General features: G+C 70.4%; 10 protein-coding genes. 4 read left to right on the top strand and 6 right to left on the bottom strand.

The window, feature by feature from the left end:
• Positions 1–186: 186 nt before the first annotated feature.
• Positions 187–558: a hypothetical protein gene (locus OIE13_RS20130; RefSeq protein WP_326637579.1), complete on the top strand. Its 372-nt coding sequence runs from the start codon at positions 187–189 to the stop codon at positions 556–558.
• Positions 559–653: 95 nt separating this feature from the next.
• Here the strand turns inward: OIE13_RS20130 and OIE13_RS20125 are convergent, their stop codons facing one another.
• Genes OIE13_RS20125 through OIE13_RS20105 form a run of 5 tightly spaced genes read right to left on the bottom strand, consistent with a single transcriptional unit; the run spans position 654 to position 9,064 of the window.
• Positions 654–1,019 (bottom strand): hypothetical protein, encoded by a 366-nt coding sequence (locus OIE13_RS20125; RefSeq protein WP_326828548.1) that lies wholly within the window; start codon positions 1,017–1,019, stop codon positions 654–656.
• Entirely contained in the window at positions 1,016–2,278 is a 1,263-nt protein-coding gene (locus tag OIE13_RS20120; protein ID WP_326828547.1) for a TIGR02679 family protein, read from the bottom strand. Before OIE13_RS20120 ends, OIE13_RS20125 begins: the two co-directional genes overlap by 4 nt.
• Positions 2,275–6,354 (bottom strand): TIGR02680 family protein, encoded by a 4,080-nt coding sequence (locus OIE13_RS20115; protein WP_326637585.1) that lies wholly within the window; start codon positions 6,352–6,354, stop codon positions 2,275–2,277. Before OIE13_RS20115 ends, OIE13_RS20120 begins: the two co-directional genes overlap by 4 nt.
• Entirely contained in the window at positions 6,351–7,517 is a 1,167-nt protein-coding gene (locus OIE13_RS20110) for a TIGR02678 family protein (RefSeq protein ID WP_326637587.1), read from the bottom strand. The genes OIE13_RS20115 and OIE13_RS20110 overlap by 4 nt, the downstream gene beginning before the upstream one ends.
• Entirely contained in the window at positions 7,514–9,064 is a 1,551-nt protein-coding gene (locus OIE13_RS20105) for a TIGR02677 family protein (protein ID WP_326828546.1), read from the bottom strand. Before OIE13_RS20105 ends, OIE13_RS20110 begins: the two co-directional genes overlap by 4 nt.
• Before the next feature lie 490 nt (positions 9,065–9,554).
• Between OIE13_RS20105 and OIE13_RS20100 the strand changes: the two genes are divergently transcribed.
• On the top strand, positions 9,555–10,097 hold the full coding sequence (locus tag OIE13_RS20100) for an EF-hand domain-containing protein (RefSeq protein ID WP_326637591.1): 543 nt from the start codon (positions 9,555–9,557) through the stop codon (positions 10,095–10,097).
• A gap of 157 nt (positions 10,098–10,254) precedes the next feature.
• Here OIE13_RS20100 and OIE13_RS20095 read toward each other — a convergent pair whose 3' ends face one another.
• Positions 10,255–11,508: a cytochrome P450 gene (locus OIE13_RS20095; RefSeq protein ID WP_326637593.1), complete on the bottom strand. Its 1,254-nt coding sequence runs from the start codon at positions 11,506–11,508 to the stop codon at positions 10,255–10,257.
• A gap of 479 nt (positions 11,509–11,987) precedes the next feature.
• Between OIE13_RS20095 and OIE13_RS20090 the strand changes: the two genes are divergently transcribed.
• On the top strand, positions 11,988–12,809 hold the full coding sequence (locus OIE13_RS20090; protein WP_326637594.1) for an SAM-dependent methyltransferase: 822 nt from the start codon (positions 11,988–11,990) through the stop codon (positions 12,807–12,809).
• A gap of 1 nt (position 12,810) precedes the next feature.
• Positions 12,811–13,695: an NAD(P)-dependent oxidoreductase gene (locus tag OIE13_RS20085; protein WP_326637596.1), complete on the top strand. Its 885-nt coding sequence runs from the start codon at positions 12,811–12,813 to the stop codon at positions 13,693–13,695.
• Positions 13,696–13,700: the final 5 nt, after the last annotated feature.

Below are 13,700 nucleotides of genomic sequence, written 5' to 3'. Positions count from 1 at the left end.
CCGGGGCACAGGAGGTTCTGTACCCGGCCTCGGGGCAGGGAATAGGCTCCCGATCCACCATGAGCAGGGAAAACTACCCTCTCGACAACCTTGTCCCCGCGCCGACACTGCCGCTCGGCCGGCTGAATTGCCTCCCCGTTTCGCGCGGGTGCTCGCGGGTGGCCGGGTCCGGTTACGGTGGGAGGGGTGGATGAGAATCGGGCCCGGCGGGTGGTCGACGCGTTGCGTGACCGTGGCATAAACGCTCAACTGGCGAGAGGCGGCTACCAGTTCGGGGTCCGGGTCCTGCTGCCCGGTGGGCGTGAGGCGGATTGGGACACCGATGGTACGGCGGGCCTCGAAGCGCTGGTGATGCGGAACGGGATGCTGGTCGGTTTCGTACCGGTGATCGAGGGCTCCGAGGACTTCGACGAGGCCCAGGTCGTCGACGCCATAGCGCGGACCGACTACGACCAGCCCATCGCCAGGCAGCGCGCGGTGGCCCCGCCCCCGGCCGAGCCGCTGCCCCGGGTGGGCGGCGTCTTCCGCCGTTTTCTCGATGGCTTCCGCTACCGGTGACGGCGGCATGTCGACCGTCTCACGGTGAGATGGAAACAGCCTTGGAAGTCGAGATCACGACCATGACGTCGTGCCGTTCTGGCTACGCCGGCCAGTCATGGCAGAACTGAGTGAGGTGGAGTTGGACGCGCTGGTCGAGGAGGCCACTGGACGCCCACGAGCAGGCCGAGGACGAGCTGGAGCCGCCGATTCCGGCGGGACCGGGATCGCTGAGCGCGGGGCAGCAGGCCTTGGCCGACTTCCTCCGTCTTGACGCCGACCTGCTTGAGGTCGCGGCCGAGGCGAGCCCCGAGCTGACCGTCGTACGGGACAACCAGCGTGAGCTGGCCGCGTGGATCGCGAACCTGACCGAGGCTGAGAAGAGCGGGCTGCTGCTGCGGGTCGTCCGGGACCAGGGTGCTCAGGTCCGGATGGAACTGCTGCGTCGCTTCCGCGGTGAACCCAAGGCGGACAGTGGTCATCTTCCCCGGCGTAGTGTGGCCGAGCTGCTGGACGCGGCGGCGGCCAGGTCGGCGAGTAGGTCGCTCAGCACCAGTTCCTCCTCCACCCGCACGGCCCGCCGCGCCATCGCCGCGGAGAGTCCCGGATCCCAGGGGGTCGGCCGGGGGCTGCCGGTGAGGGGGTTTCGGGAGGACACCGCCTGGTAGGAGGCGGTGTCGTAGCGCCACGGCCGCCAGCCGACCCGTTCGTGGACGGCCGCGGCGATACCGACGCCGCCCCAGTCGAAGTCGCCGTGGTAGGCGAAGGCGGTCTCTCCGGCGGCGAGCAGGTCGAGCAGGCGCCAGACGGCCGCCGACGGCCTGCCGCTGACGCAGACCAGGCCAGGGCAGAGCGGTCCGAGCTCGTCCGCGGCCGCGGCGACCACGACCGGATTCTCACAGATCCGTACCAGCCCCGCGGCGATGGGTGTCTCGTGGCGACGTAGCTGGCGCAGGGTGAGCACGCACGGCTCGCCCGCCTCGCGGGCGGCTGCCAGCATGCGCCCGGTGGGGGTGCGGTCGTCTCCGGGCAGCCCCAGGCAGACGACGGTCGAGGAGAGGTCGTCGAGGTGAACTCCGACGCCGGCCCATGCCCTCCTGCGGGCGTCGGCCGTGCCTTCACCGGCATAGGGCAGGCCGGCCAGGGAGCGGGCGGCCGACATCGCCAGCGTGGCCAGTGGCCGGCCCTCGTCGAGGGCATGCGCGTCGCCGCAGCTCTCCGCCGCCAGGCGGCCGATCGGGATGCCCGGATGCGGCAGGCGGCGCAGCACCTCGGCCAGCCTGTCCAGCAGGACGCGGGCCTCGTCCGGGCCGGGGGCGCTCCGCCGCACCTGGCCGGTGGCGTCCAGCCACGAACGCCAGCCGTGCAGCTCCGGGCGGTCGGCCACGACCGCGTCGAGCTCCGAGAGGGCCCCGCGCCAGGCCGTCTCCCGTTCGGTGTTCTCGCGCGGGAGGTCGCGGACGGGGCCGCGGAGCAGGACGACGGCGGCGGCCAAGCCGTCGGGGCAGGCACCGCTGGAGCGCAGGACGCGGTCGACCTCGTCGAGGGAGACCGACAGTGAGGTCCCGGTGCCCGCGCGACGGCCGAGAAGCAGCTCGATCGCGCGGCGCTGCTCCGGCGAGGCCGCACCGAGGGTGACCGTCCCGGTCGGCGGCCTGCCCTGTTCGAGGCGGCGGCGGACCCGTTCGACGAGCCACACGGTCTCCCGGGTGCCGAGCAGTCGTTCCAGCCGGTCGCTCAAGTGAACAGCCCTTCGGGTTCCTGCTCAGGGACGACCGTGGCGGGGCGCGGATCGGGCCGTTCCATTCTGCGGCGCTCGCGGCCGTCCCACCGCCACGTGGTGACCAGCACGGCGTCGACGCCGTCGTGTCTGGACAGCTGGCAGATCGCCAGCCCCGGCACCTGCGGGTAGCAGCCCCATTCCCGCTCGCTGGTCATCACCACGTCCATGTCGAACGTCGCCAGCAGCCCCAGGCACTTGGCGCGCGAGTCGTCGTCCACCCCCGCGAACGCCTCGTCGAGTGCCACCAGCCGCGGCGCATGGGGGTTGCCCGCCGACTTGTAGTGGGCCGATGCCGCGGCGAACAGCGGCATGGATGCGGCGAGCACCCGTTCGCCGCCGGATGCCGGTCCGGTGGCGGTGCGCCACTGGCCGTCCTGCAGACGCTGGATCGCGAACTCGTGCCAGGTCCGGTAGTCCAGTGCCCTGGTCAGCTGCTCGGTCCGTCCGGCGGCCGGGTTGTCGGCGTACTCCCCGGCGATCTGCTCCTGCAGGAAGGCACCCACCAGGGCGCGGTCCTCGACAGACCAGGCGTCCACGGTCTGGCGGAGCTTCTCGCGTATCCGGTCGAGGCCGTCGGGGGCGTTCCTGGCGATCTTCCAGAGCAGGCGCAGTCGCATGCCGGTGGAGGTCGGGCGGGACTCCAGTTCGGCGTTCATCTCCCGTACCTCGGTCTCGGCCGCGGCGATCATCTCGTGGAGGGTTCCGGCCACCTCGTTGAGGAGGTGGTTCTCCAGCAGCTCCCGCTCCTTGGCCGACAGCAGCTGGGCGCGGTGCTCGGTCTCCTCGGAAAGCGCCTCCGCCAGACCGGGGATGTCCCTGGTGTGCCCCTGGAACAGCACGTCGACGACCATGACCCCGTCGCGCAGGGTCAGGCCGACCGAGTGCCCGTGCCTGGCCATGGCGTCGGAGAGCGATTTGTGCTCCTCGGTGACCCGCTTCTGGACCCTGTCCCAGGGGTTGTCGGCGTCGTCGACGCCGTCCAGTTCGGTGTTGACGGCGCGGGCCAGGAGAACCGCGGGGGTCGCGGCCCACTCGGTGCCGGGGTCGGGAACCTCCAGCGAGGGTACGGCGACGCGCAGCAGGCCGGTGGCGGCGAACGCGCGGAACTCGGCGATCGCCGCGTCGCGTACCAGCCCCGCCTGCTCGATCTCGCCGCGCAGGGCGTCGAGTGTGCCCTCGGCCTTGCCCTGCTCGACCAGGGCGGTCTGCTCCTCTCGCCGCGCGGCGCGTTCGGCGGCGTCCCGCTCCCGCATGGCCTGCCGCACCTCGTCGAGGTGGCGGTAGAGCTCCTCGACAGCGGCTCCCGCGGTCTTCACCAGCACCCGGTACGCCTCCGCCGCGGCCTCCGCGCCCTCCTGGGCCCGCGCCGCCCGCTCAACGGCCTCGGAGTGTCGTTCGCGAGTGAGGGAGAGCTCCTCGGCCGTCTCCGTCGCGGCCTCGCGCGAGCCAAGCATCGCCTCGGCCGCGGGCCAGAGCCCGGCCAGGGTGAGACGGTAGCCGGCCACCCCGGTTCTGGCCGCCGCGAGTTCCGCGGCCTCGGTGGGCAGGCCGACATCCCCGGCGAACTCGCCTGCCAGTGTCCGGGCACTCTCCACCTCCGCCTGCCGCGCGCTCACCACGCCGAGCGCCGCGCGGTGCGCGCCGCCCAGCTCGCGTCGCCGCTCGTGCTCGCCCGCCAGCTTGACGTGCGCCTCGCGCAACCGCGTGTCCGACGGCAGCGCACGGTGCTCCTCAGCGAGCGCGCGCTGTCGTGCGGCGACGGCGTCCAGCTCCCGCCGCAGCTCCTCCAGTCGCTCGCGCTCCTGGCCCAACTCATCCCGCAGCCGGGCGAGACGCGCCCGCCTGGCCGCCTCCCGCGCGCCTTCGCCGATGTGTTCGGCGGTCTCCTTGTGCCAGGAACCGGTGAGCACGCCGTTGGCCCAGCGGCCGTCCGCCGCGACCCAGGTGGCCGCGCCGGGACCGAGCCCGATGGCGGCGAGCACCGCGTGAACGGCGGCGTCCGGCAGCGCGGACGCCCACGGGTCGGCGCGGTCGACGGCGGGACGGAGCACAGCGGAGCAGGAGGGCCCGGCGACAGCCGTACCCGCGAGAAGGACCGTGTCGTCTTCGGCCGCGAGCGTGCCCGACGGGGTCACCCAGGCGTCGAGGACGCCCGCCGCCTCCAGCGCGGCCTCCAGCCCGGCCCGCTGGTCGACGGGAATCGTCTCGGTGAAGTCGACCACTTTCCACAGCGGCGCGCCCGGGCGGTCCGCACGCGCGCCGGGTGCTCTGGTGTACGGGACGGGTGGCGCGTCGTGGCCGCCCGCCTCCAGCCGGGTGATCTCCTCTGCCAGGTCCGCGGCGGCCTGCCGCCGGGCGCGTGACTCGGTGTCCAGCTCCGCCTGCCCGCGGCCCAGCTCGGCGGTGGCCGTCCGGACGGCGTCGTCGACGGCGGTCGCCGCGGGGTTGGGGCCCTCGGCGGTGACCGCCCAGGACTCCAGCGTGGCGAGCACCGCGTCAGGGTCGTCGATCCGCAGCTCGACCACCCCCGCCAGGTAGCCGAGATAGGAGCCGGCCAGTTCGGCGGTCTGCTCCTCCGTGATCCGCTCGGCTGTGAAGATGCGTTCGGCGGCGGCCTGGAGCTCGTGGGTCAGCCGGTCCGTCTCGGCGCGGGCGGCATCGAGCCGGGCACCGGCCCGGGTGACGGCCTCGAACAGGCGGTCAAGCTCGGCCACCGCCTGCGATCGCCGGTCGGCCAGGGTCTCGGCGGCGCGGCGGGCCCCGGCGGGATCCTCCTCCCACCGGGCCACGATGTCGAGGTGGTCCCGTTCGCACAGGGCCTGACGGGCGGCTGACGCGGACGACTCCCGCGCGGCGGAAAGCTCGCGGGCGGCCTGGGCGGCTCTGGCCTCCGCGGCCTCCGCCCGGGCCTGGCGGCGGCGCATCTCGGTGGCCAGGTCCTCCCTGGCGTTCTCCTGGACACGTGAGTGTCCGGCCTGCCGCTCGGCCTCCTCGCTGACCTGCGTAAGCCGTTCGGCGTCGCGCATCCGGGGGCTTTTCTCCAGGGTTTCCTTCCTGGCCTCCAGCCGTGTCCGCGTCGCGGCCAGCCCGGTCAGTGACTCTCGCGCCGCCTCCAGGGCGCCCTGGGCCGAGGCGCGGCGGCCCTCGGCCTCGTTGAGGTCGCGGCTGAGATGTTCGTAGCGGCTCTGGGCCGTGCGGGGCACCGCGGCCTTGCGTTTGGCGGCGATCCGCGCGTACCTGCGGTAGTGGGAGAGGAAGTCGGTCGCGGCACCGCGGGCCTCCTCCAGTGCTCGCAGGGCGTCGTGCTCCTCGTCGAGGCCGCGGAACGCCTCGGCGACCGTGCTGATCAGGGAGGGGCTCAGCGGGGGCAGCGCCTCGGTGAGGGCGCGGGAGAGCAGCCTCTCGTCCGGTTTCTTGGACAGCTGCGGCTGACGGAGCTGGATGAGGAGGTTGACCAGCGCCTCGTAGCGGTGCTCGCCGAGGCCGAACAGGGCCTCGTCCACGGCCCTGCGATAGTCAAAGGCCCGGTCGTAGACCATGCCGTGCCCGTCGACGGCATCGCGCAGCTTCTCCCTGGTGAGCGAGACGCCGGTGGGGGAGAGGAGGTCCAGCCCGGCGCCGACCCGCTGGGGGGTGACGAAGAACCAGTGCCTGACGATGCCGCGGTCCTTCACCGCCTTCATGCCGCAGCCGATCGTCCGGAACTCCACGGTGCCGTCGGCCGCGCGTCGGCCGAACTCCATCCAGGTGTAGCCGAGCCGCTCGGGATGCGGGTGCCTGCCGCCCAGCAGCAGGTTCCACTCCATGCGCTTCTGGCGGTCGCCGTCCGGCTCCACGCGGTGCGGCGCGAGCTCGCCGTCGAGCAGGAACGGCAGGGTCAGGGCGAGAACCTTCGATTTTCCCGTTCCGTTGTTGCCGCGCAACAGCAGCCGGCCGTCGTGGAAGCGGAACTCCTCGACGTCGTAGTGGAACATGTCGACGAGCCCGGCTCTGAGGGGTTTCCAGCGTTCCGAGGTCGGAATCGGGTGCGTCACCGCCGGGCCTTTCCTGGTTCGCGGATGGTCGGTTCTTCGAGGGCGTAGCGGACGATCGCCGGGAGGCCGCGCACCCGATCCGCGCGGACCTCGACCAGCTGGAGTGCCACCAGCTTGTCCAGCGCCACGGCCAGGAGCTCCTCCTCGGCGCCGGGCTCGGTCACTCCCTTGCGCCAGAAGGAGGCGTGGGCGTCGGCGGCCCGCCGTACGAAGGCGTGCAGCTCCGCGGTGCTCGCCTCACCGTGGACGGCCAGGTGCTCGGCCACCAGCAGCGTCACGTGCCCGTCGGTGCGCTGTTCGGGCATGCGCACGTCGGTCAGTTCGTCGTCGGGGTCGACCATCGCGATGCCCTCGGCGCGGATCTCGGGCAGCAGCCCGGTCGCCTCCTCGATCCTGCGGGTGATCGCCTGGCGCTGGGAGACGAGGTAGGCGCGTTCGGCCTCGTCGAGGTCGTCGTAGTAGACGACGGGATCTTCCAGGAGCCGGCGGGTGAGCCTGCGGCGCATCGCCTGGTTGCGCAGATCGTCGGTGTCGGCGACGGGTTCGGCGGTCAGCTCGGCCAGCCGTTCCTCGAAGGTGGTGGCGTCGATCGTGGAGGGGCCACGCGCCCCGGTGAGGAGCGTGGCGAGCACGGGTCTGCGTACGTCGTACAGGACGTCGCCGGTGGCCGACAGGTAGGCGTCCTCGTCGCCGGCCACCCTGCGCAGCGCGCCCCAGTCGAGCAGCGTGCGCACGACGGCCACCAGGTCGGCCCGCTCGGCCCGGCTCTCCATGGTAAACGCGAAGTCGAGCCCCGGTTCGGCCGCCGCGTTGAGTACCTCCTCCGCGAGCCGGCCGAGCGTGGTCTGGGAGTCCGCCCTCTCCAGTACGGCGAGTGCCAGGCAGAGTACGACATAGCGGCGGCGGCCGAAGGGCTCCTTGGCCCGGCCGCGAGCCGGATGGGTGGCGTCGGAGAGAACCGGGGCGGTCTTGAACAGCCGGGCCGTCTCCGCGTCGGCCAGTAGTCGCCAGCCGGTCTCCCGGTTCAGCCAGTCACGCAGCTCGGTCAGGTGGCGGCGGACGAGCACGAGCTTGTCCGCGTCGTTCTCGGCGGTGAGCAGTGGCTTGACCAGCAGCGCGCGGAGCGCGGCCCGCCGTTGCGCCCGCTCCTCGTCGCGGATCACGACGCCACCATCAGATCGATGATCTCGATGAGGTGCTCGGGGCCGGTGAGCGTCCCGTCCTTGGTGTGGATCTCGACCTGGTCGCCGCCGGGGACGAGCGAGAGCCGTACCTCCATCGAACCGTCGCCGGTCATGGTCTTGACCTCGGTCTCGCCTGGCGGGCGGGCGGCCAGGGCGTCGCCGAGCAGCGCGAGGAAGAGCTGGAACGCCCGCGGATCGAGGACGCCAAGCTCGGACAGGAGAGCCGGTCCTCTGCCGCAGAGCACGGCGCGGGCCTCGGCGGTCTCCGCTGCCTCGCGCTCCACCCGCTCCAGCAGGAAGGCGCGGGCCCGCGAGCGGTCCTGTACCCGGTTCGGCTTTCCCCGCCGTTCGTAGGAGCCGGTCCTGCGTAGCTGCGGGGAGATCCGGACCGGTGGGGCGGCACGCCACGGCGTGTTCGGGGCCAGGTCCTCCTGCCGCCAGGAACTCTCGGTCTCGGCGGTGACGGTGAGGTGCCGCGCGGACGACAGGCCGAAGGCCGCGCGCCACAGCCGGTGCGTTGCCGCCTCGTCCGGCGCCTCGGCGAACCAGCGGGCCAGGGTACGGAAGTCGGCCGAGCGGTCGGAGCGGCCCGAGCGGCGCTCGTTGATCAGACCGACCGCGTCGACGAGCTGCTTGATCGCGGTGACCGCCGCCTGCCTCAGCAGCCGGGCCTGTGAGGGGCGGCCGGTGCCCTGAGAGACGAACCAGTCATTCAGCCCGCGCCAGCGGTTCCGCCACGAGTTGAGCGCCGCCGCTTCGGCCCTGTCGTACGCATCGGTCGCATCCGTTCCCTCCGGTACGGCGTCGGTGGCCTCCCGCCGCGCGGCCAGCCGCAGCAGCCTCTCGTGGTCGCCCGCCTCCAACTCGGTCAGGAGCATGGCGACGCGGGCGCCGGAGTTGGCGAGATCGGAGATGAAGCGGTTGATGTAGTCGATCAGCCGCTCCTTGTAGGCGATGAAACCCTCCACGTCGCCGTCGGAGAAGTCGATCGCGCGGCGCAGTGACGCCATGAACGCCTGGGCGTTGTCGGCGAGTGAGGCGAAGCGCTCGGCCAGGGAGAGTAGCAGCAGGTGCGTCTTGGCGGGATCGGGATCGGACTGCTGCGCGAGCGCCGACAGGGAGCGGAGCTGTTCGGCGATGTCACCGAGGGCCACCGACTGCAGCGCGCCCCGGCGGCCGATCGCCTCCTCGTAGAAGGCGATGGCCTGCTCGGCCGCCTGGCCGGCCGCGGTGAGCTGGAAGAGGAACCGTTTGCGGTGGAAGTCCTCGACGGAGGTGACCCTGCCGGTGTCGGGGTCCGCGCGCAGATTTCCCCATTCGGTCAGTTTCTCCAGCGCCTGGGTGAGCTGGTCGTCATCGCCCGCACCCAGTTCGACCGCGACGTCCTCGGGCCGCAGATGCACGATGAAGCGCTCCTTCGCCCGCGCGAACGCGCGCAGTACCTGGCGGTAGAGCGGTGCGTTCGGCGCGCTCAGGTGGGCGAAGGGCTGGGGATCTCGATGGTTCGATTGGGGCAGGTCAATCACCGTGCCATTTTGCCTGACGGGTGAGGTCTGATGCGCGGCCATCCGCGTCGGCGGTGGTGAGGCGGCTATCGGGGGCGCCGAGCAGCGACTCGCGCCCGGTACTCGGTCGACCGTCATGCTGAAGGCGCCTTCACCGGCCGGGACATATAGTGGAATTTCCGACATAACTTCCTCCTGGGAGAACTAGTGCGAAAGGGGCGCTACCTCCTGGTGGTCGGCTTTCGATGCGATCTATACGGGGTCCAGACGGGAAGGCGGAGGCGCTGACGCCGCATTGACGCCCCACCCCGGCCTCGTGGATTCGCTCGGGAAATGCTTCCGGCGCGAGAAGGGTCGCAAGTCAATCAAGCATGAATAGCTGTGATTTTTCATGAATAATCCGACGGCGCGTTTTTTTGGGCTACCGGATTTTCCCTTTCTTTGGTTTTTTATTGCCCTGTGACGGGTATTCCAGCCACGGAAGCCGGCCGCCATATGAATGGAGCAAATAATGGCCATCGACACTATTGCCCGTAAGTCGGACCACTGGTTCAAGCTGGTCGACGTCAACGGCGACGGAAGGATCCAGCACAGCGACCTTCAGGCCCTGGCAGACAGGACCCTCAAGCACTTCGGCTACGACAAGGGATCCGCAAAGGGGCGCCGCCTCGTAGAGGCGTACGACCGGGCCTGGGCGTCCATGGCCGAGGCCATGGACGCCGACAGAAACGAGGAGATCTCCAAGGAGGAGTTCCGCTCCTACATGGAGCAGAACGCCAAGAAGGAGAGCGCCGAGAAGCTCCTTCGCCCGATCACCGATGCCGAGTTCGCGGCGGCCGACATCGACGACGACGGGCTCCTGTCCCCGTCCGAGTACGCGAAGCTGCTGCAGTCCTGGGGGCTGTCCAGCAGCGAGGCGGAGAAGGGTGCGGGCAATATCGACACCAACCGCGACGGCCGGATCAGCAGCGAGGAATACTACAGGGCCTGCCGCGACTTCTTCGTCGGCGAGCTCACCGCGCGTGCCGGACAGGTCTTCGGTCAGGTGAAATAGCCAGGGTGGTGGGGTGGCGGTCGCGTTGTTGGCGACCGCCACCCTTTTCCATGGGTCCCTTTTCGGCGATCCAGGTACCTTCCATGGGGTCCCTTTTCGGTGGTTCAGGTACCTTCCATGCGGTCCCTTTTCGGCGATCCGGGCACCGGGCGCGGCGTCACCGGGTGACGGGCAGTGTCTCCACGCGGCGGATCAGCAGGTCAGAGCGCCACGGCAGCTCGTCGTCCGGGACGGCGAGGCGCATGGGCGGGCACTCCGACAGCGAGGAGATCGCGACTCCTATCAGCATGCGCACCAGGGGCGCCCCCATGCAGTGGTGCGTTCCGTACCCGAAGGAGAGGTGCGGGTTGGCGCCACGGTGGAAGTCGAGCTCGCCGGGGTTGGCGAACACCGACGGATCATGGTTGCCCGAGGGAAGGGCGGGTAGCACCTGCTCTCCCGCGTGCACCAGCGTGCCGCCCACCTCCACGTCCTCGATGGCGTAGCGGGCGAAGGTGACGTGCGAGGGGAACGGCGCGTAGCGTATGAGTTCGTCGACGGCCTGTGGGATGAGCTCGGGATCCGCGCGCAGCTCCTCCAGCTTTCCGGGTGAGGTGACCAGCAGGTAGAAGGCGTTCGTCAGCTGTGTCGAGACGTTGTCGACCGCCAGGAGGATGTCGTTGACCAGTTCCTTGATCTCCGCCTCGGCGAGCCCGCCGTCCGCGGCGGGAACACCGTCCGCGCCGTCGGAGTCAAGGGCGTGGACGGTGTTCCCGCCGTCGGAGTCGAGGGCGCATGCGAGGACGCTGACGAGGTCGTCCCTCGGCTCCGCGCGCCGGGCGGCGATGAGCCGGTCGGTGTAGCGGGAGATCTCCTCGACCCTGGCCTCCACGACGTCGGCGGCCAGCGCGGTGCTCGCGAACCCCTCGAACCAGTTCAGGAAGATCGCAAGGTCCTGCTTGGGGATACCGATCAGGGGGCACAGCACCTCCACGACCAGCGGCTTGATGTAGTCGCCGACCAGATCGTACGGGGGAGGCGCGTCCGCGAACCCGGCCATCAGCGCACGGGAGTGCTGCTCGGCGATCGATCGGAGCAGGTGGATCCGCTCGGTGTTGAATCTGAGCCCGCTCGCCAGCACCCGGCGCAACCGGGTCTGCTGTGGGGGGTCGGTGTTGAGGATGCTGTCCTGGAGCGGCAGGACGGTGAGGCGCGCCTCGTCGCCGCCGGGAGGAGGCGTCCGGACGAAGCGGCGGTCGCGCAGCACCGAACGCATGTCGTGGTAGCGGGTCACCAGCCAGGCGTCGTCACCGTAGGGCGGGCGGACCCTGGTCAGCCCGGGCCGCTCGCGGCACCGCGCGTATTCGGAGTCGACGTCGAGACGAATGGGTTTACCGAAAGGGTAGTCGACGGGCTCGGGAATGATGTCCACGGTCTCTCCGGTGAATGACTCGGTTCGCTGGCTTGGGTTCACGGCCGGAATCGGCCACCGCGCTGGACCTCGGCGTCACCGTTGACGCCCATCAACCTGAGTCGGTTATCCGTTTTGTGGGCAACGGCGCCGATTAGTCGTTTGGTTCGCCATCCGCGGAGGCGGTCCGGCTTCCGTACCGGGATTACCCGTGGAGCGGGAAAGGCAAAACCAAGAAAGACAGATCCGATTTTCATTGCCCTTTGTCGATAAATGGTTTTATGGCGAAAGGGTGGCGTGTCGGCACCGATGTTCGTGGGAATGTTGACTCAAGCGGGCCGGAAACCGATATTCGAGGTCGTCGACTGGGTCGGCCCCCGCTGCTACTGTTTCGCTTGGCCGGGGAATTAATTCGACCCGCAATTTATGCTTATTGGTGCCGGTTCGGGAGGTTTCTCATTTCTGATCTGGGTGATGGAGACTCCGAACTCCGGGTGGACATGGGAAATGTCAGAACGGCTCCCTCGGAGATCGAGTCGACCTACAACGAGCTCGCCGCGCTGGTGGGCGAGACGGCGGGACCCGACCGGCACTACGGCTTCTGGACGGGCCCCGACGACGACGCCTCGATCTCCGAGGCCACGGAGCGGATGACCGACTTCGTGCTGGCCCGGCTGGACGTCGGCCCCGGCTCACAGGTGCTGGACGTGGGCTGCGGCAACGGCCGCCCGGCGGTGCGCCTGGCCAGGACCCTGGGGGCGCGGGTCGTCGCGATCGACATCGACCGGCAGGCGCTGCGCAACGGGGCCGAGCACGCCGCGGCGCACGGGATGGCGGAGAGGGTGCGGTTCCGGCGCGTCGACGCGCTGGACCTGCCGTTCGCCGCCGCCTCGTTCGACGCGGTGCTGGCCTTCGAGGTCACCCCGCACTTCGACGTCGCCGACCTCTACCGGGGCATCGCCAGGGTCCTGCGCCCGCAGGGTCGCCTGGTGGTCGAGACGCCCTACCTACGGGTTCCGATGACGGAGGAGATCCGCGAGCGCATCGGCCCCTACCTGACCATGCTGAACGCCGTTTCGCTCGACGCGCCCGAGGAGCACCTGTCGGCGGCGCGGGAGGCGGGGATGGTCGTCACCGAGCTCGTCGACATCACGGAGAACGTGCGCGGTTCCTTCCCCCGTCTCGTAGGGGGGCTCCGGGAGCGGCTTGAAACCGGGGGCGGGACGTCCGACACCGCGCGGCTGATCGACACCTTCGCCGCGTGGGCGGACGCCACCGAGGTCGGCGGAGTGGTCATGACCTTCACCAGGATGGAGCAATGACATGACGGACGTGACGGTCATCGGAACCGGCGTGATCGGTTCCGCGGTGGTACGGGCCTGCGCCGACTCCGGTCTGGAGGTCTCGGTCTGGAACCGCACACCCGAACGGTCGGAGAGGCTCGCGGGAAGGAACGTCCACGCCCACGCGAAGGCGGCCGGCGCGATCGAGGCCTCCCCGATCGTGCTGCTCTGCCTGCTCAACTACGAGATCACCCACCAGGTCCTCGACGAGGCCGGGGCCGACCTCTCGGGCAGGCTCGTCGTGCAGAACGCCAGCGGCGTCCCCGACGACGTCCTCCCGCTGCGGGCGCGGGTCGAGGCCGCGGGAGGCAGATACCTGGAGGCCGCGATCCTCAACTACCCGGACGCCATCGGCACCGAGGACTGCTTCACCGTTTACGGCGGGGCGGCCGAGGATTTCAAGGAGATGGCGGGGGTGACCGAGGCACTGTCCGGCAAGCAGGTGCGCCTGGGCGCCGATCCCGGTTACGCGAAGGCCTACCACGTCGTGTCCAGCGCCTTCTACTACGCGTTCGTCAACGGTTTCCTCGAATGCTCGGCCATCGCGGAGAGCATGGGCGTCCCCCTCAACGACTTCGCCGAATCCGTGCCGCTCTACGACCCCGGTTTCCAGAACACGATCGGCATCGGCCTCGGTCTCATCGCGCGCCGTGACTACACCTTCGAGCAGGCTCCGCTGACCTCGCACCTGGACGTCCTCAACAACCTGACCGGCATCGCGGAGCGGGCCGGGATCGACCAGTCCTACCTGGGCGTGATGCGTGAGCGCGTGCTGAGGGCGATGGAGCAGGGCTACCGGCGCGAGCACGTGGCGGTGCTCACCGAACAGTTCCGCAGCCGCCGAGCGGCCGTCCATAACCGCTGAGGGGA

It is taken from the genome of Streptosporangium sp. NBC_01810, from assembly GCF_035917355.1.
Classification (GTDB): Bacteria; Actinomycetota; Actinomycetes; order Streptosporangiales; family Streptosporangiaceae; genus Streptosporangium.
Note: the sequence above shows the minus strand (reverse complement) of the source record. Positions and strands in the feature narration are given on the sequence as shown.

What these genes read in the sequence shown, in the direction of transcription:
- OIE13_RS20125 (WP_326828548.1), bottom strand. Translation starts at nt 1,019, where the DNA reads ATGACCACTGTCCGCCTTGGGTTCACCGCGGAAGCGACGCAGCAGTTC.
- OIE13_RS20100 (WP_326637591.1), top strand. Translation starts at nt 9,555, where the DNA reads ATGGCCATCGACACTATTGCCCGTAAGTCGGACCACTGGTTCAAGCTG.
- OIE13_RS20090 (WP_326637594.1), top strand. Translation starts at nt 11,988, where the DNA reads ATGGGAAATGTCAGAACGGCTCCCTCGGAGATCGAGTCGACCTACAAC.
- OIE13_RS20085 (WP_326637596.1), top strand. Translation starts at nt 12,811, where the DNA reads ATGACGGACGTGACGGTCATCGGAACCGGCGTGATCGGTTCCGCGGTG.